The 16407-nt window shown below is 71.2% G+C and carries 13 protein-coding genes and 3 tRNA genes; 9 read left to right on the top strand and 7 right to left on the bottom strand.

Going from position 1 to position 16407, the window contains the following annotated elements; genetic code table 11:
- Positions 1-175: 175 nt before the first annotated feature.
- Together ACGFZN_RS10540 and ACGFZN_RS10545 are read left to right on the top strand one after the other, a co-directional pair.
- The gene (locus tag ACGFZN_RS10540; protein ID WP_393858061.1) at positions 176-1666 is read left to right on the top strand and encodes a N,N-dimethylformamidase beta subunit family domain-containing protein; all 1491 of its coding nucleotides are present in this window, start codon (positions 176-178) and stop codon (positions 1664-1666) included.
- Between the two features lie 160 nt (positions 1667-1826).
- A complete protein-coding gene (locus ACGFZN_RS10545; RefSeq protein WP_393858062.1) occupies positions 1827-2726 on the top strand; it encodes a phosphoribosylaminoimidazolesuccinocarboxamide synthase in 900 nt (299 codons plus the stop codon).
- Between the two features lie 52 nt (positions 2727-2778).
- On the opposite strand, the gene ACGFZN_RS10550 is transcribed toward ACGFZN_RS10545, so the two are convergent.
- From ACGFZN_RS10550 to ACGFZN_RS10565, 4 genes are all read right to left on the bottom strand, one after another.
- Positions 2779-2851, bottom strand: a tRNA-Gly gene (locus ACGFZN_RS10550).
- Between the two features lie 473 nt (positions 2852-3324).
- Positions 3325-3397, bottom strand: a tRNA-Gly gene (locus ACGFZN_RS10555).
- 82 nt (positions 3398-3479) lie between these two features.
- Positions 3480-3551, bottom strand: a tRNA-Gly gene (locus tag ACGFZN_RS10560).
- 187 nt (positions 3552-3738) lie between these two features.
- Positions 3739-4056: an Lsr2 family protein gene (locus ACGFZN_RS10565; protein WP_031164632.1), complete on the bottom strand. Its 318-nt coding sequence runs from the start codon at positions 4054-4056 to the stop codon at positions 3739-3741.
- Between the two features lie 310 nt (positions 4057-4366).
- Here ACGFZN_RS10565 and purS point away from each other — a divergent pair, with 310 nt between their 5' ends.
- Genes purS through purL form a run of 3 tightly spaced genes read left to right on the top strand, consistent with a single transcriptional unit; the run spans position 4367 to position 7562 of the window.
- Positions 4367-4630: a phosphoribosylformylglycinamidine synthase subunit PurS gene (gene purS / locus ACGFZN_RS10570; protein WP_015659417.1), complete on the top strand. Its 264-nt coding sequence runs from the start codon at positions 4367-4369 to the stop codon at positions 4628-4630.
- A complete protein-coding gene (gene purQ, locus ACGFZN_RS10575; RefSeq protein ID WP_393858063.1) occupies positions 4627-5307 on the top strand; it encodes a phosphoribosylformylglycinamidine synthase subunit PurQ in 681 nt (226 codons plus the stop codon). The genes purS and purQ overlap by 4 nt, the downstream gene beginning before the upstream one ends.
- Positions 5304-7562: a phosphoribosylformylglycinamidine synthase subunit PurL gene (purL, locus tag ACGFZN_RS10580; RefSeq protein ID WP_393858064.1), complete on the top strand. Its 2259-nt coding sequence runs from the start codon at positions 5304-5306 to the stop codon at positions 7560-7562. The genes purQ and purL overlap by 4 nt, the downstream gene beginning before the upstream one ends.
- 81 nt (positions 7563-7643) lie before the next feature.
- Here the strand turns inward: purL and ACGFZN_RS10585 are convergent, their stop codons facing one another.
- Positions 7644-10469, bottom strand: a complete 2826-nt coding sequence (locus tag ACGFZN_RS10585) for a SpoIIE family protein phosphatase (protein ID WP_393858065.1) — start codon at positions 10467-10469, stop codon at positions 7644-7646.
- 12 nt (positions 10470-10481) lie between these two features.
- Here ACGFZN_RS10585 and ACGFZN_RS10590 point away from each other — a divergent pair, with 12 nt between their 5' ends.
- From ACGFZN_RS10590 to purM, 4 genes are all read left to right on the top strand, one after another.
- Positions 10482-11279, top strand: coding sequence for a sterol carrier family protein (locus ACGFZN_RS10590; protein ID WP_393858066.1), 798 nt, complete (start codon positions 10482-10484; stop codon positions 11277-11279).
- A gap of 57 nt (positions 11280-11336) precedes the next feature.
- A complete protein-coding gene (locus ACGFZN_RS10595) occupies positions 11337-11774 on the top strand; it encodes an META domain-containing protein (protein ID WP_393858067.1) in 438 nt (145 codons plus the stop codon).
- Positions 11775-11965: 191 nt separating this feature from the next.
- The gene (gene purF / locus ACGFZN_RS10600; RefSeq protein ID WP_393858068.1) at positions 11966-13495 is read left to right on the top strand and encodes an amidophosphoribosyltransferase; all 1530 of its coding nucleotides are present in this window, start codon (positions 11966-11968) and stop codon (positions 13493-13495) included.
- A 35-nt stretch (positions 13496-13530) separates the two neighbouring features.
- Complete coding sequence (purM, locus tag ACGFZN_RS10605; RefSeq protein ID WP_393858069.1) at positions 13531-14598, top strand: phosphoribosylformylglycinamidine cyclo-ligase; 1068 nt, start codon at positions 13531-13533, stop codon at positions 14596-14598.
- A gap of 78 nt (positions 14599-14676) precedes the next feature.
- On the opposite strand, the gene ACGFZN_RS10610 is transcribed toward purM, so the two are convergent.
- Entirely contained in the window at positions 14677-14937 is a 261-nt protein-coding gene (locus tag ACGFZN_RS10610; protein ID WP_393858070.1) for a DUF3073 domain-containing protein, read from the bottom strand.
- A gap of 290 nt (positions 14938-15227) precedes the next feature.
- On the bottom strand, positions 15228-16334 hold the full coding sequence (locus ACGFZN_RS10615; protein ID WP_393858071.1) for a Leu/Phe/Val dehydrogenase: 1107 nt from the start codon (positions 16332-16334) through the stop codon (positions 15228-15230).
- Positions 16335-16407 lie beyond the last annotated feature (73 nt).

Below are 16407 nucleotides of genomic sequence, written 5' to 3' on the forward strand. Positions count from 1 at the left end.
AACGACTAGTGACCGAGCCCGTGCGTTATGTGATGTGCTGGGAGCGACCACGCACTTGGCAAGAGCGAGCGACATACGACAGCACGTCCGAGCAGTGTGCGCACCACCGAGCACGACGAGCACGGCGACCACCACCGAGACAGGACCACACGGGGGACGAGGGAGGGGAGCGATCATGGCCTCGGACCACATCCGCCGCTGGGAGTCCGGAGCACTCGCGCACGCCGTCACGGACCCCTTCGGCCAGGGCCCGGTGCCCTGGCTGCGCGGCAGCGAGACCTACTTCGACGACACCGGCCACGTCGTGCCCTGGTACGTCGACCCGAGCCCGCAGCCGCTCACCGGCGTCGGCCCCGCCCGTCCCGCGCCGCGCGTACCCGGCCCCCGCTCGGCCGACGACGTGCACCGCCAGGTCAAGGGCTTCACCTCCACCGGCGCGGTCGCGCCCGGCGAGGCGATCGACTTCCACATCACGGTCGACCCGCCGCAGGAGTTCAGCGTCGACATCTACCGGATCGGCCACTACGGCGGCGACGGCGCCGCGAAGATCACCACCAGCCCGCGGCTGTCCGGCATCGTCCAGCCCCCGCCGCTGACCGCCGACCGCACGGTCTCCTGCCACCACTGGTGGCTGTCCTGGCGCCTCCAGGTGCCCTCGCACTGGCTCATCGGCGCCTATGTGGCCGTCCTGACCACCGCCGACGGCTACCGCTCCCACGTGCCGTTCACCATCCGCGACGACCACCCGGCCGACCTGCTCCTGCTGCTGCCGGACATCACCTGGCAGGCGTACAACCTGTACCCGGAGGACGGCCGTACGGGCGCCAGCCTGTACCACGCGTGGGACGAGAAGGGCCGGCTGCTCGGGGAGGCCGACGCGGCGACGACGGTCTCCTTCGACCGCCCGTACGCGGGCGCGGGCCTGCCGCTGCACGTGGGGCACGCCTACGACTTCATCCGCTGGGCCGAGCGCTACGGCTACGACCTCGCCTACGCCGAGGCCCGCGATCTGCACGCCGGCCGTGTCGATCCCGGCCGCTACCGGGGCCTGGTCTTCCCCGGGCACGACGAGTACTGGTCGGTGCCGATGCGCCGGGCCGCGGAGGAGGCACGCGACCGGGGGACCTCGCTGGTCTTCCTCTCCGCGAACACCATGTACTGGCAGGTGGAGCTGGGGCCGTCCCCGTCCGGTGTCCCGGACCGGCTGCTGACCTGCCGCAAGCGCAAGGGCCCCGGAAAGCCGGTGCTGTGGCGCGAGATCGACCGGCCCGAGCAGCAGCTGATCGGCATCCAGTACGCGGGCCGGGTGCCCGAGCCGCATCCGCTGATCGTCCGCAACGCCGACCACTGGCTGTGGGAGGCGACCGGCGCGCGCGAGGGCGACGAGATCCCCGGCCTGGTCGCGGGCGAGGCCGACCGGTACTTCCCGCGCGCCCCGCTGCCCGTGCACGAGGAGCGCATCCTGCTCGCCCACTCTCCCTACACCGACAGCGACGGTGTCGCGCGCCACCAGGAGACCTCCCTGTACCGCGCCCCTTCCGGCGCCTGGGTCTTCGCCTCGGGAACCTTCGCCTGGTCTCCGGCCCTGGACCGCCCCGGCCATGTGGACCCCCGTATCCAGCGCGCCACGGCCAACCTCCTGGACCGCATCTGCAAGCGCGACTGACGACCACCATCGACGACGGCGGCCCTCCGGCCCACCGTCCCGAGCCGCCGTGGCCGCCCGCCCGAGCCGCCTTGGACGCCCGCCCGAGACCCCCTGGCCGGAACCCATCGCCCCCATAAGGGAGAATCGAGGCACTTGGACAGACCCACGGGGAGGAACCGTGTCCGGATTCGTAGAAAAGCCCGAGCCGATCCAGGTTCCGGGCCTGGTGCACCTGCACACCGGAAAGGTGCGCGAGCTGTACCAGAACGAGGCGGGCGACCTCGTGATGGTCGCCAGCGACCGCATGTCCGCGTACGACTGGGTGCTGCCCACGGAGATCCCCGACAAGGGCCGTGTCCTCACCCAGCTCTCCCTGTGGTGGTTCGACCAGCTGCGCGACCTGGCCCCCAACCATGTGATCAGCACCGAGCTGCCCGAGGGCGCCCCCGCGGACTGGGCGGGCCGCACGCTGGTCTGCAGGTCGCTGCGGATGGTCCCGGTCGAGTGCGTGGCCCGCGGCTACCTGACCGGCTCGGGCCTGCTGGAGTACAACGAGTCGCGTACGGTCTGCGGCCTCGCCCTCCCCGAAGGCCTCGTCGACGGCTCGGAACTCCCCGCCCCGATCTTCACCCCGGCCACCAAGGCCGAGGTCGGCGAGCACGACGAGAACGTCTCCTACGAGGAGGTGGCCCGGCAGGTCGGCGCCGACACCGCCGCCCAGCTGCGTCAGATGACGCTCGCCGTGTACTCCCGCGCCCGGGACATCGCCCGGGACCGGGGGATCATCCTCGCGGACACCAAGTTCGAGTTCGGCTTCGACGGGGACACGCTCGTCCTCGCCGACGAGGTCCTCACCCCGGACTCCTCCCGCTTCTGGCCGGCCGACCAGTGGCAGCCGGGCCGAGCCCAGCCGTCGTACGACAAGCAGTTCGTCCGGGACTGGCTCACCTCGGCCGAGTCCGGCTGGGACCGCCGCGGCGAGCAGCCCCCGCCGCCGCTGCCGCCGCAGGTCGTGGAGGCGACCCGGCGGAAGTACGTCGAGGCGTACGAGCGGCTCACGGGCATGGCCTGGAGCTAGGCCCCCCGACAACGAGAAGGCCCCGGTCCGATGGACCGGGGCCTTCTTCCCGAGCGGACGACGAGGCTCGAACTCGCGACCTCAACCTTGGCAAGGTTGCGCTCTACCAACTGAGCTACGTCCGCCTTGCGCCGTGGCGCGAGAGCAACTATACCCAACCCCGCACCCCCGTGAGACACACCGCCGCACGACGATCCCGCGCGCCGGGTTCCGCGCCGGCCGGGGAGGGCGCGTCCGGAGCCGCCCGGCGATGACGTTCGTACGCTCGGCGATCTCCGCGGCCGATCCTCGGCGCGGCTCCGCCGCCCGGCGAGGCGGCCCCGGAGGCCTTGCGCCCCGAGGGCAACTCCGGCTCCACGCACGGGGTTCCAGTGCGCCGTCGGCGTCGGCGACCGGCGTCGGCGGGGAGGGGGTGAGCCCGCGCACGCCCGCAGTAGGCGCCCCGCACCGGCCGGCCGGACCACTGGCGTCCGATGACGCCCGGCGCCCAGCAGTCGGAGGGCTCCGCACCTGGGGGTGTGGCGACCTTCACATCGCGCCGCACACACCCGCGCGCATGAAAAGACCCCGGTCCGATGGACCGGGGTCTTTTTTTCCGAGCGGACGACGAGGCTCGAACTCGCGACCTCAACCTTGGCAAGGTTGCGCTCTACCAACTGAGCTACGTCCGCACTGCTCCCGACCGGCTCCCACCGATCGGTGCGAGCACCAGCCTACCTGATCCACAGGAGTGGTCGTGACGACCGGTGCCGGAGCGGGTGACAGGAATCGCACACTGCGCCTTCCCCCTGGAAGGGGGATGTTCTACTACTGAACTACACCCGCACGCTCCTCGGGGTTTCGCCTTTTCGGCCTCGCCCCTCGGCGTGTCCCAGACATTAGCTGATCAACAGGGGGGTCGCGCAAGTCGGCTCCCCCTGCTGCCCGGTATGCCCAAGTGCGCGGCCCTCAGGGTCCGCTGACGGACCCTGAGGACTGCCCCTTCGCGGGCTTCGCCACCCCTGGGCGGGGTTCACTGCGCGGCGCTGAACGCCTCGTAGACCTTCTTCGGGATGCGTCCGCGGGCCGGGACGTCCATCTTGTTGGCCTGGGCCCAGGCGCGGACGGCCGCCGGGTCGGGCGCGACCTCCGTCTGCTTGTACGCCTTGCCGGACCGCGACCGCTTGCGGCCGGCCTCGACGTAGGGCGCGAGCGCCTTGCGCAGTTTCTTGGCGTTGGTTTCGTTCAGGTCGATCTCGTACGACTTGCCGTCGAGTCCGAAGGCGATCGTTTCCGCCGCTTCCGAGCCGTCGATGTCGTCAAAGAGCGTGACCACGACCTTTTGCGCCACGAATATCGGTCCCTTCGTGCGGCACGTCGATACAGCTCAACGGCGATGACGTGCCGAGTATCGGCTATTGCCAATTCATTTGTACAGTGCCCGGCATTGCAAAGTGAAGCCCGACTAAATCCGTCCGCGTGTCCGAAGACAATAGGTGAACGGGGCGGACTGTGGAACTTTCCCAGAACTTTTCGCGGGCGCACGGCTCCGACACCCGATCGTGATGCGCCTCACGTAGTTTCCTACAACTCTACTCGCGTAGAAATTTTGTGCGGGTAGTCTGAAGGGACCTGCTCAGCACCACACACCGGGAGTGCCAGTGGCACGCGTCGTAGTCGACGTCATGCTCAAGCCGGAGATCCTCGACCCCCAGGGCCAGGCGGTCCAGCGTGCGCTGCCGCGCCTGGGTTTCGAAGGGATCTCGGACGTCCGCCAGGGAAAGCGTTTCGAACTGGAAGTTGACGGGCCGGTCGACGAGGCCGCGCTCGCCCGCATCCACGATCTTGCGGAATCCTTCCTCGCGAACACCGTGATCGAGGACTTCACCGTCAAGGTCGAAGAAGTGGCGGAGGCGGCGAAGTGACCGCTCGTATTGGCGTCGTCACTTTCCCGGGCAGCCTCGACGATCAGGATGCCCAGCGCGCGATCCGTCTCGCGGGCGCCGAACCGGTCGCCCTGTGGCACAAGGACAAGGACCTCAAGCAGGTCGACGCCGTCGTCCTGCCCGGCGGTTTCTCCTACGGCGACTATCTGCGGGCCGGTGCCATCTCCCGGTTCTCGCCGGTGATGGAGACGGTCATCGAGGAGGCGAAGGCCGGACTTCCGGTCCTCGGCATCTGCAACGGCTTCCAGATCCTCACCGAGGCCCACCTCCTCCCGGGCGGCATGCTCGGCAACGACCACCTCCACTTCATCTGCCGCGACCAGAAGCTGCGGGTGGAGAACGCGGAGACCGCCTGGACCGCCGACTACCGCGCGGGCCAGGAGATCCACATCCCGCTGAAGAACATGGACGGCCGGTACGTCGCCGACGAGTACACCCTCGACAAGCTGGAGGCGGAGGGCCGCGTGGTCTTCCGGTACCTCGACTTCAACCCGAACGGCTCGCTCCGCGACATCGCCGGCATCACCAACGAGGCCGGCAACGTCGTCGGCCTGATGCCGCACCCGGAGCACGCCGTCGAGCCGCTGGTCGGTACGGGCCGTACCGACGGGCTGCCGTTCTTCACCTCGATCCTCAAGAAGCTGGTCAACGCATGAGCCGGACGCCTCTGGACACGGTCGAGCACGCGGCCGCGACCCCCGACGTCGAGCTGCCCTGGGCCGAACTGGGCCTGAAGAAGGACGAGTACGAGCGGGTGGTGGAGATCCTCGGCCGCCGCCCGACCGGCGCCGAACTCGCCATGTACTCGGTCATGTGGTCCGAGCACTGCTCGTACAAGTCCTCCAAGGTCCATCTGCGCCAGTTCGGCGAGAAGGCCCCGCAGAGCGACGCGCTGCTCGTCGGCATCGGCGAGAACGCGGGCGTGGTGGACGTCGGCCAGGGTTACGCCGTGACCTTCAAGGTCGAGTCGCACAACCACCCGTCGTACGTCGAGCCCTACCAGGGCGCGGCCACGGGTGTCGGCGGCATCGTCCGCGACATCATCGCGATGGGCGCCCGCCCGGTGGCCGTGGTGGACCCGCTGCGCTTCGGCGCGGCCGACCACCCCGACACCAAGCGCGTGCTGCCGGGCGTCGTCGCCGGCATCGGCGGCTACGGCAACTGCCTGGGCCTGCCCAACATCGGCGGCGAGGTCGTCTTCGACGCCTGCTACCAGGGCAACCCGCTGGTCAACGCCGGTGCCATCGGTGTGATGCGGCACGAGGACATCCACCTCGCCAAGGCGTCCGGCGCCGGCAACAAGGTCATCCTGTACGGCGCCCGGACCGGCGGCGACGGCATCGGCGGCGCGTCGATCCTGGCCTCGGAGACCTTCGACGACGCCAAGCCGTCCAAGCGTCCCGCGGTGCAGGTCGGCGACCCCTTCCAGGAGAAGCTCCTCATCGAGTGCACCCTGGAGGCCTTCAAGGAGAAGCTGGTCGTCGGCATCCAGGACCTCGGCGCGGCCGGCCTGTCCTGCGCGACGAGCGAGCTGGCGTCCAACGGTTCCGGCGGCATGCGCGTCACCCTGGACGACGTGCCCCTGCGCGACTCCACGCTCTCGCCCGAGGAGATCCTCATGAGCGAGTCGCAGGAGCGCATGTGCGCGGTCGTGGAGCCGGAGAAGGTCGGCCGCTTCCTGGAGATCTGCGAGAAGTGGGACGTCATCGCCACCGTCATCGGCGAGGTGACCGACGGCGACCGCCTGGAGATCTTCTGGCACGGCGAGAAGATCGTGGACGTCGACCCGCGCACGGTCGCCCACGAGGGCCCGACCTACGAGCGGCCGTACGCCCGCCCGGACTGGCAGGACGCCCTCCAGGCCGACGACGCCGGCAAGCTGCCCCGGCCGGAGACCGCAGAGGAGCTGAAGGACCAGGTCCTGAAGCTGGTCGCCTCCCCGAACCAGGCCTCCAAGAAGTGGATCACCCAGCAGTACGACCACCTCGTGCAGGGCAACACCGTCCTCGCCCAGCCGGAGGACTCCGGCATGATCCGCGTGGACGAGAAGACCGGCCTCGGCGTCGCCATCGCCACGGACGGCAACGGCCGCTACGCCAAGCTCGACCCGTACACGGGCGCGCAGCTGGCGCTGGCCGAGGCGTACCGGAACGTGGCGACGACGGGCGCGAAGCCGCTCGCGGTCTCCGACTGCCTGAACTTCGGCTCGCCCGAGGACCCGGCCGTGATGTGGCAGTTCGCGGAGGCCGTGCGCGGCCTGGCCGACGGCTGCCGGCAGCTCGGCACGCCGGTGACCGGCGGCAACGTCTCGCTGTACAACCAGACCGGCGAGGCGGCGATCCACCCGACCCCGGTGGTCGCGGTCCTGGGCGTGATCGACGACGTCGCCCGCCGCACCCCGGTCGCCTTCCAGGAGGAGGGCCAGCTGATCTACCTCCTCGGCGACACCCGCGAGGAGTTCGGCGGCTCGGCCTGGTCCCAGGTGGTCCACGACCACCTCGGCGGCCTGCCCCCGAAGGTCGACCTGGAGCGGGAGCGGCTGCTGGCCGAGATCCTGATCTCCGCCTCCCGCGACGGCATGATCGACTCCGCGCACGACCTGTCCGACGGCGGTCTGGTCCAGGCCGTGGTGGAGTCCGCGCTGCTCGGCGGCAAGGGCGCCCGTCTGGTCGTACCGGACGGCCTGGACGCCTTCACCTTCCTGTTCTCCGAGTCGGCCGGCCGCGCGATCGTCGCGGTGCCGCGTTCGGAGGAGGTCCGCTTCAACGACATGTGCGGTGCGCGGGGCCTGCCGGCCACCCGGATCGGTGTCGTGGACGGAGACACGGTCGAGGTCCAGGGCGCGTTCACGCTCACGCTGGAGGAGCTGCGCAGGGCCCACGAGGAGACCATCCCGGCGCTGCTGGCCTGACCGGCCCGCGTGCCGGGCGGCGGCCCGCACCACCCCCGGCGGGTGGCGCGGGCCGCCGCCGTGTTCGCCACGGGTCCTGGCTCACAGGTCGCCGAACTGCTCCAGCAGGACGTCGACCGGTGTGTGGGACGTGGTGGGCGCCGCGCCGTCGTGCAGGGTCCGTTCCGCCCAGATGACCTTGCCGCGAGGGGTGTACCGCGTCCCCCACCGCTGCGCGAACTGCGCCACCAGGAACAGTCCCCGGCCGCCCTCGTCCATGGTCGCCGCCCGCCGCAGCCGCGGTGAGGTGCTGCTGGCGTCCGACACCTCGCACATCAGGCAGCGCCCGCGAAGCAGCCGCACGGTGACCGGTGGCGCGCCGTACCGGATCGCGTTCGTGACCAGCTCACTGACGATCAGTTCCGTGGTGTACGCGTCCTCCTCCAGCCCCCACTGCTCCAGCTTCTCCCTGCACCGGGCCCGCACCGAGGGCACCACCGCCGGGTCGGAAGGCACCTCCCACTCGGCGAGGCGGGAGCGCGGGACCAGCCGGGTGCGTGCCACCAGCAGCGCGACGTCGTCGCGGCGGTGCGCGGGTTTCAGGGCGTCGATCACCGCCTGGCAGGTCTCGTGCGGGGTGCGCCCCGTGGCCGTGGCCAGCGCCTGGCGCAGCGCGTCCAGCCCGGCGTCGAGGTCGCGGGTACGGTCCTCCACCAGGCCGTTGGTGTACAGCACCAGCCGTGCGCCTTCCGGCAGGTGCAGCTCGGCGGTCTCGAAGGGGTAGCCGCCCAGGCCGAGCGGCGCCGAGACCGGCACCTCCGGGCAGCGCACCGTCCCGTCCGGAGCGACCACCACCGGGACGGGGTGCCCCGCGCGGGCCATGGTGCAGGTCCCCGTCACCGAGTCGTAGATCGCGTACAGGCAGGTCGCCCCCGTCACCCCCTCCCCCTCGCGGCCGTCGCCGGTGGAGTCCTCGTTGTCCATGCGGACGACCAGGTCGTCCAGGTTGCCCAGCACCTCGTCCACCGGGAGGTCCAGGGAGGAGAAGTTGTGCACCGCGGTGCGCAGCCGTCCCATCGTGGCCGCCGCGTGCAGTCCGTGTCCGACGACGTCGCCCATCGCCAGCGCCACCCGTGCGCCCGGCAGCGGGATGACGTCGAACCAGTCGCCGCCCACCCCGGCCTCGGCCGGCAGGTACCGCCAGGCCACCTCCAGCGCGTCCTGCTCGGGCTGCCCGCGCGGCAGCAGGCTGTGCTGCAGGGTCACGGCCGTCGCGTGCTCCCGGGTGAACCTGCGGGCGTTGTCGATGGCCACCGCCGCGCGTGCCGTCAGCTCCTCCGCGAAGGACAGATCCTCCGGCTCGAACGCCGGGGACCGGCGGGTCCGGTAGAAGTTGGCCACGCCCAGGGTGACGTTCCGCGCCCGCAGCGGCACGGTCACCAGGGAGAGCATCCCCCGCTCCAGGGCCGTGCGCGTGCGCTCGGGCGCGTGCTCCCGCCAGCCCTGCGCCCGCCACAGGTCCGGCTCCAGCACGCCCGTGCCCCGCTGCAGCGCGAGCATCTGCGGAGTACCGGGTGAGAGCGCGATGACGTCGTCCAGCGGATACACCGGCATCGTCTCCCACACGCCGCCGATCGCCGTGCGCCGCAGACAGCGCCAGCCCTCCGCCGTCGGTTCCCATCCGTGCAGCACCGGTTCGAGCAGATCCACCGTGACGAGGTCGGCGAACCGGGGCACCGCCGCGTCGGCCAGCTCCTGCGCCGTACGCCGTACGTCCAGCGTCGTCCCGATCCGCATGCCGGCCTCGTACAGCAGCCGCAGCCGCTCCCGCGCCAGCTCGGCCCGGCCCGACACCGTCGCCAGCTCGGTGGTGTCGCGCAGGGTGATGACGCTGCCGCCCCGGCGCTCGCCCGGGAACGTGGGCCGCTTGTTCACCGCCAGCAGCCGGTCCCGCACGGGGCACACCTCGTCGGTGACCTCGTCGGGCGAGGTGAGCAGGGCCGTGAGCGGCTGGGGCAGGCCCAGGTCCCGCACCGCGGTGCCCGGTGCTCCCTCGGCCAGGCACAGCAGGCGCCGCGCCTCGTCGTTGGCGAGGACCAGCCGCCCGCCGTCGTCGGTGATCAGCACTCCTTCCCGTACGGCGTGCAGGACCGCGTCGTGGTGCGCGTACATCCCCGCCAGCTGGGCCGGGGCCAGGCCGCCCGTCTGCCGCAGCAGCCGCCGGGCCACCAGTGTCGTCCCCGTCCCGGCCAGCACCAGCGCGGCCAGGCCGGCGCCGAGGGCCATCAGCAGCTGCGGCAGCCACAGGCGCGCCACGTTCTTCACCGTCAGGCCGGCGGAGACCAGTCCGACGACCGTGCCGTGGGCGTCGGTGACCGGCACCACCGCCTGCACGTCCGTGCCCTTGCCGGCCGGCAGGGGCGGCCCGCCGGCCTGCTCCACGACGGTGTGGCCGTGCAGCGCCGGTGCGATGGTGCCGACGAACTTCTTCCCGATCTCCCGGGGGTAGGGATAGGTGTAGCGGATGCCCTGGGTGTTCATGACGACGACGAAGTCCACGCCCGCCCGTTTGCGTGCCGCCTCGGCCCGCGGCTGCAGCACCGCCGTGGGGTGCGGGCTGCGCAGCGCCGGGGCCGTGCCGGGGGCGTTCGCGAACGACTCGGCCGCGACCACCGACGCCCGGCGGCCCTGCCGTACGGCGTCGTTCGCCGCCTGCGTCACCAGCCCCGCGACCGCGGCGGAGACAAGGAGCAGCACGATCAGGACCTGGAGAAGGAACACCTGCCCGGCCGAGCTGCGGGGGTTGATCAGGCGAGGGAGCTGACGAGAGCGCCCGGAAGGCACCTCCACGTACCCTTCATAACACTTTCGGCACCGCCCGGCTGGCCGTGGTCGAAAAGGCCCTGAAGGACCGCGCCGTGGAGGCATAGGCTCACCCCCATGCCACCGGCCACCAAGCGCGCCCGCAGCTATGACCCCGCCAGGACCCGGGCAGCGGTCTTCGCCCAGTTCCTGCACGTGCGAGAGGCGGTACGGCGCCTCGGTCCCGAGCAGCTCGCCCGGACCACGCGGCTCGGCGAGTGGACCGTACGCGATCTCGTCGTGCACATCGGCATGGCGCTCACCGCGGTCCGCCGGGCGCTCGACCTGCCGGAGCCGGCCAAGGCGGACGCCGTGCTGCTCGACTGGCCGTTCGCCACCGCGGCCAACTCCGCCGCCATCGACGAGTTCACCCGGAACCTCGCCGCCGAGCACGCCGACCTCGACGCCTACCTCGCGGACGTCGAGCAGTCCCTGCGCGCCCTCCTCGACGAGCATCCCGGCACCCGGATCCTCCGCACGAGTGCCGGTTCGATGTCCCTGGACGACTACCTGGTCACCCGTACCGTCGAGCTGGTCGTCCACACCGACGACCTGAACGCCGCCGTGCCGGGCCTCGAGGTGCCGTACGACCGCCAGGCCCTGGCCGCCGCCACCCGGCTGCTCGCCGACGCGATCGCCGTGAAGGCGCCCGGCGGCTCCACCGAGGTGCGGGTGCCGCCGTACGCGGTGGTGCAGTGCGTCGAGGGGCCCCGGCACACCCGGGGAACCCCGCCGAACGTCGTCGAGACCGACCCGCTGACCTGGATCCGGCTCGCCACCGGCCGCCTGGGCTGGAAGGACGCCCTGGAGGAGGCCAAGGTGAGCGCGAGCGGGGAGCGCGCGGACATCGGGGGGCTGCTGCCGCTCATGGTGTGAGCGGAACCGGCGGGACCGGTCGGCCGTCGAATCGCCATGAACCGGTACAAGCAACGCATGATCCACGCGCCGGCGGCCACCGTGCTCGCCGTGCTCACGGTGGCGTGCGGCAGCGGGAAGGCGGACAGTGGTGCGGTGACCGTCCAGCAGCCCGTGACCGGCGTCGACTGGCGGGTCGACAGCCTCACCGTGGGCGGTACGACCCGGCACGCGCCCGCCTCCGCCCGCCTGCGCATCGACGCGGACGGCACGGCGGCCGGCAACCTCGGCTGCAACCAGTTCAGCGCGCGGGCCACCGTCCACGGCGACCGCATCACCTTCGGCGACCTGCGCACCACCAGGATGGCCTGCGGCCCGGAGCGGATGGACTTCGAACGCGCCCTCGCGCGCGCCCTCACCACCGGCACGCTCACAGCCAGCACGGACCACGGGACACTCACGCTCACGGACGGCGACGGCGACCGCGTCCACCTCAGCGGCAACGCGCCCGGATGATGTGCGACACCTCACGTGCGCATCCGGCGCCCGGGTCGCCCTGCGCCGCTCGCGGGTCCACCGCCCGCGCCTAGCGCACCTCGCTGACCAGCCGAAACACGGAAACCCACAAGGTGATCGGCGGGCGCGGGCCGTCGCGGGCACGGATCCCCAATTCGGACCAGTGGTCGACCTCGCCTACACTCGGTGGCGTGCCACGTGGTGACGGTCGACTCAATCACGATCTGCTTCCCGGCGAGAAGGGCCCCCAGGACGCTTGCGGCGTCTTCGGTGTCTGGGCTCCGGGCGAAGAGGTCGCAAAGCTCACGTACTTCGGGCTCTACGCCCTCCAGCACCGGGGTCAGGAATCCGCGGGAATCGCGGTCAGCAACGGCTCCCAGATCCTCGTCTTCAAGGACATGGGCCTGGTCTCCCAGGTCTTCGACGAGACCTCGCTCGGCTCGCTCCAGGGTCACATCGCGGTCGGTCACGCCCGCTACTCGACCACCGGCGCCTCCGTGTGGGAGAACGCCCAGCCGACGTTCCGCGCCACCGCGCACGGCTCGATCGCGCTCGGCCACAACGGCAACCTGGTCAACACGGCGCAGCTCGCCGAGATGGTCGCCGACCTGCCGAACGACAACAACAGCCGCTCCACCCGGGTCGCGGCCACCAACGACACCGACCTGCTGACGGCACTGCTCGCCGCCCAGGTCGACGAGGACGGCAAGCCGCTCACCATCGAGGAGGCGGCCCACCAGGTCCTGCCGAAGGTGCGGGGCGCCTTCTCGCTCGTCTTCATGGACGAGCACACCCTCTACACCGCCCGTGACCCGCAGGGCATCCGCCCGCTGGTGCTCGGCCGGCTGGAGCGCGGCTGGGTCGTCGCCTCCGAGAGCGCCGCCCTGGACATCTGCGGCGCGAGCTTCGTCCGCGAGATCGAGCCGGGCGAGTTCGTCGCCATCGACGAGAACGGCCTGCGCAGCTCCCGATTCGCAGAAGCGAAGCCCAAGGGCTGTGTCTTCGAGTACGTGTACCTGGCCCGCCCGGACACCGACATCGCCGGCCGGAACGTGTACCTCTCCCGCGTGGAGATGGGCCGCCGGCTCGCCAAGGAGGCCCCGGTCGAGGCCGACCTGGTCATAGCGACCCCGGAGTCGGGCACCCCGGCCGCCATCGGCTACGCGGAGGCCTCCGGCATCCCCTTCGGCGCGGGCCTGGTGAAGAACGCCTACGTCGGCCGGACCTTCATCCAGCCCTCGCAGACCATCCGCCAGCTCGGCATCCGCCTGAAGCTGAACCCGCTGAAGGAAGTCATCAAGGGCAAGCGCCTGGTCGTCGTCGACGACTCGATCGTGCGCGGCAACACCCAGCGGGCCCTGGTCCGCATGCTGCGCGAGGCCGGCGCCGCCGAGGTCCACATCCGGATCTCCTCGCCGCCCGTGAAGTGGCCCTGCTTCTTCGGCATCGACTTCGCCACGCGCGCGGAACTGATCGCCAACGGCATGACCATCGAGGAGATCGGCACCTCGCTCGGCGCCGACTCGCTCGCCTACATCTCCATCGACGGCATGATCGAGGCGACCACCATCGCCAAGCCGAACCTGTGCCGCGCCTGCTTCGACGGCGAGTACCCGATGGAACTGCCGGACCCGGAGCTGCTCGGCAAGCAGCTGCTGGAGACCGAGCTGGCGGCCGGTCCCGCCGCCACGGCCGCGGCCGACGCGATCCGTCGCCCGTAACACCCCTGCAGTACGACACGAAAGCTCTCACAGTCATGTCTGAGACAACTGGTGCCAGCTACGCAGCGGCGGGCGTCGACATCGAGGCGGGCGACCGCGCCGTCGAGCTGATGAAGGAGTGGGTGAAGAAGACGCAGCGCCCCGAGGTCCTCGGCGGCCTCGGCGGTTTCGCCGGGCTCTTCGACGCCTCCGCCCTCAAGCGCTACGAGCGGCCGCTGCTCGCCTCCGCCACCGACGGCGTCGGCACGAAGGTCGACATCGCGCGCCGCATGGGCGTCTACGACACGATCGGCCACGACCTGGTCGCCATGGTCATGGACGACATCGTGGTGTGCGGCGCCGAGCCGCTGTTCATGACCGACTACATCTGCGTCGGCAAGGTCCACCCCGAGCGCGTCGCGGCCATCGTCAAGGGCATCGCGGAGGGCTGTGTGCTCGCCGGGTGCGCCCTGGTGGGCGGCGAGACGGCCGAACACCCCGGTCTGCTGGGCGAGGACGACTTCGACGTCGCCGGGGCCGGTACGGGCGTCGTGGAGGCCGACCGGCTGCTCGGTGCGGACCGCATCCGCGCGGGCGACGCGGTGATCGCCATGGCGTCCTCCGGGCTTCACTCCAACGGGTACTCCCTGGTCCGCCACGTGCTGCTGAACACGGCGGGCCTCAACCTGGAGTCCGAGGTCGCCGAACTCGGCCGCACCCTCGGCGAGGAGCTGCTGGAGCCCACCAAGATCTACTCGCTGGACTGCCTGGCGCTGACCCGCACCACCGAGGTGCACGCGTTCAGCCACATCACCGGCGGCGGACTCGCGGCCAACCTGGCCCGCGTGATCCCCGACGCGCTGCACGCCGTCGTCGACCGCTCCACCTGGACCCCGGGCGCCGTCTTCGACCTGGTCGGCAGGACCGGGAACGTCGAGCGCCTGGAGCTGGAGAAGACCCTGAACATGGGCGTCGGCATGATGGCGATCGTCCCCGCGGAGTCCGCCGACGTCGCCCTGGCGACCCTGGCCGACCGCGGAGTCGACGCCTGGGTGGCCGGCGAGATCACCGACCGGGGCGCGAAGGAGACCGGCGCGGAGCTGGTCGGGGACTACGCCGCCTGATCCCGCGGCCGGCGACCGTGCCGACAGCACAGAAACCGGTCGGTGGCAGTGCCACCGACCGGACTGGTCAATGCAAGGTCAAGCGCCGCGACGGTGCTGGTGAGGACTCTCGTCCTCATCCTCGTCGTCGTCCTCGTAGAGGTCGGCGTACCGACGGTACAGGTCGTCGTCGTCATGCTCATCGGCGTCCTCGAAGTGGTCACCGTTCGGTGACACGTTCGACGGCGACGTCGATGCGCCCAGCTCCTCGGCCAGGCGTGAGAGGTCCGTCCCACCGCTGTTGTACTTCAGCTGGCGGGCGACCTTCGTCTGCTTGGCCTTGGCCCGGCCGCGCCCCATGGCTCGACCCCCTCAACGACGGGGCTCGACGGCCCCAGAGTCTGACACGCGTTCATGATCTGGAACGGACTCTCCATGGAGAGGCCGGTCCGTAGGGCTTCCACGGTACCTGAGCCCGCGCCCATACGGTACGTCGCCCGCAGCACGCGCGTGTGCACAGGACCGTCGAGGCGCCCTGTCCTCGCTGGTCAGTGGCGATTTTAACCACTTATCGGGGAACGACCCGCCGGTGGAAGTGAGAGTTCTCTCGAAGTTTCCGCCGACGGGTACCGCTCACCTGTGCGACCGGATCACTCCGCAGCGTGCCCGGAGCGCGCCTCGGCCATCCGCTGCTCGGCGATCCGGTCGGCCGCGGCGGCCGGCGGAATCCCGTCTTCCTTCGCACGTGCGAAGATTGCAAGCGTGGTGTCGAAGATCTTCGCTGCCTTCGCCTTGCACCGGTCGAAGTCGAACCCGTGCAGCTCGTCGGCGACCTGGATGACCCCGCCCGCGTTCACCACGTAGTCCGGCGCGTAGAGGATCCCCCGGTCGGCGAGGTCCTTCTCCACGCCCGGGTGGGCGAGCTGGTTGTTGGCCGCGCCGCACACCACCCTGGCGGTCAGCACCGGGACGGAGGCGTCGTTCAGGGCGCCGCCGAGCGCGCACGGGGCGTAGATGTCGAGCCCCTCGACCCGGATCAGGTCCTCGGTGCCGGCGACCGCCGTCACGCCCGCGGGGTACTGCTCGAGGATCCGCTGGACGGCGTCCTCGCGCACGTCGGTGATCACCACCTCGGCGCCCTCGGCGCGCAGGTGCCCGACCAGGTGCCGGCCGACCTTGCCGACGCCGGCGATGCCGACCTTGCGGCCGCGCAGCGAGGGGTCGCCCCACAGGTGCTGGGCGGAGGCCCGCATGCCCTGGTAGACGCCGAAGGCGGTGAGGACGGAGGAGTCGCCGGCGCCGCCGTTCTCGGGGGAGCGGCCGGTGGTCCAGCGGCACTCGCGGGCCACGACGTCCATGTCGGCGACATAGGTGCCGACGTCGCAGGCGGTGACGTAGCGCCCGCCGAGCGAGGCGACCATGCGGCCGTAGGCGAGCAGCAGCTCCTCGGTCTTGTCGCGCTCCGGGTCGCCGATGATCACGGCCTTCCCGCCGCCGTGGTCGAGACCGGCCATGGCGTTCTTGTACGACATGCCGCGTGCGAGGTTGAGGGCGTCGGCGACCGCCTCGGCCTCGTTCGCGTACGGATAGAAGCGCGTGCCGCCGAGGGCCGGGCCCAGGGCGGTGGAGTGGATGGCGATCACGGCCTTCAGGCCGGTGGCGCGGTCCTGGCAGAGCACGACCTGCTCGTGGCCGCCCTGGTCCGAGTGGAACAGGGTGTGCAGGACATCGGCAGGTGCGCCAATTACGTCGGTCACTGTGGTGACTCCTGTGTAAAGAGCGGCGTTGTGGGGTGGACCCCGTACGGGTGGCGGGGCCTGGCATGAGCGT

Source organism: Streptomyces sp. NPDC048192 (assembly GCF_043202415.1).
Classification (GTDB): domain Bacteria; phylum Actinomycetota; class Actinomycetes; order Streptomycetales; family Streptomycetaceae; genus Streptomyces.

Excerpts from the sequence above, each read along its gene's own strand:
- ACGFZN_RS10540 (WP_393858061.1), top strand. The coding sequence starts at position 176 with ATGGCCTCGGACCACATCCGCCGCTGGGAGTCCGGAGCACTCGCGCAC.
- purL (WP_393858064.1), top strand. The coding sequence starts at position 5,304 with ATGAGCCGGACGCCTCTGGACACGGTCGAGCACGCGGCCGCGACCCCC.
- ACGFZN_RS10585 (WP_393858065.1), bottom strand. The coding sequence starts at position 10,469 with ATGCCTCCACGGCGCGGTCCTTCAGGGCCTTTTCGACCACGGCCAGCC.
- ACGFZN_RS10610 (WP_393858070.1), bottom strand. The coding sequence starts at position 14,937 with ATGGGGCGCGGCCGGGCCAAGGCCAAGCAGACGAAGGTCGCCCGCCAG.
- ACGFZN_RS10590 (WP_393858066.1), top strand. The coding sequence starts at position 10,482 with ATGCCACCGGCCACCAAGCGCGCCCGCAGCTATGACCCCGCCAGGACC.
- purM (WP_393858069.1), top strand. The coding sequence starts at position 13,531 with ATGTCTGAGACAACTGGTGCCAGCTACGCAGCGGCGGGCGTCGACATC.
- ACGFZN_RS10595 (WP_393858067.1), top strand. The coding sequence starts at position 11,337 with ATGATCCACGCGCCGGCGGCCACCGTGCTCGCCGTGCTCACGGTGGCG.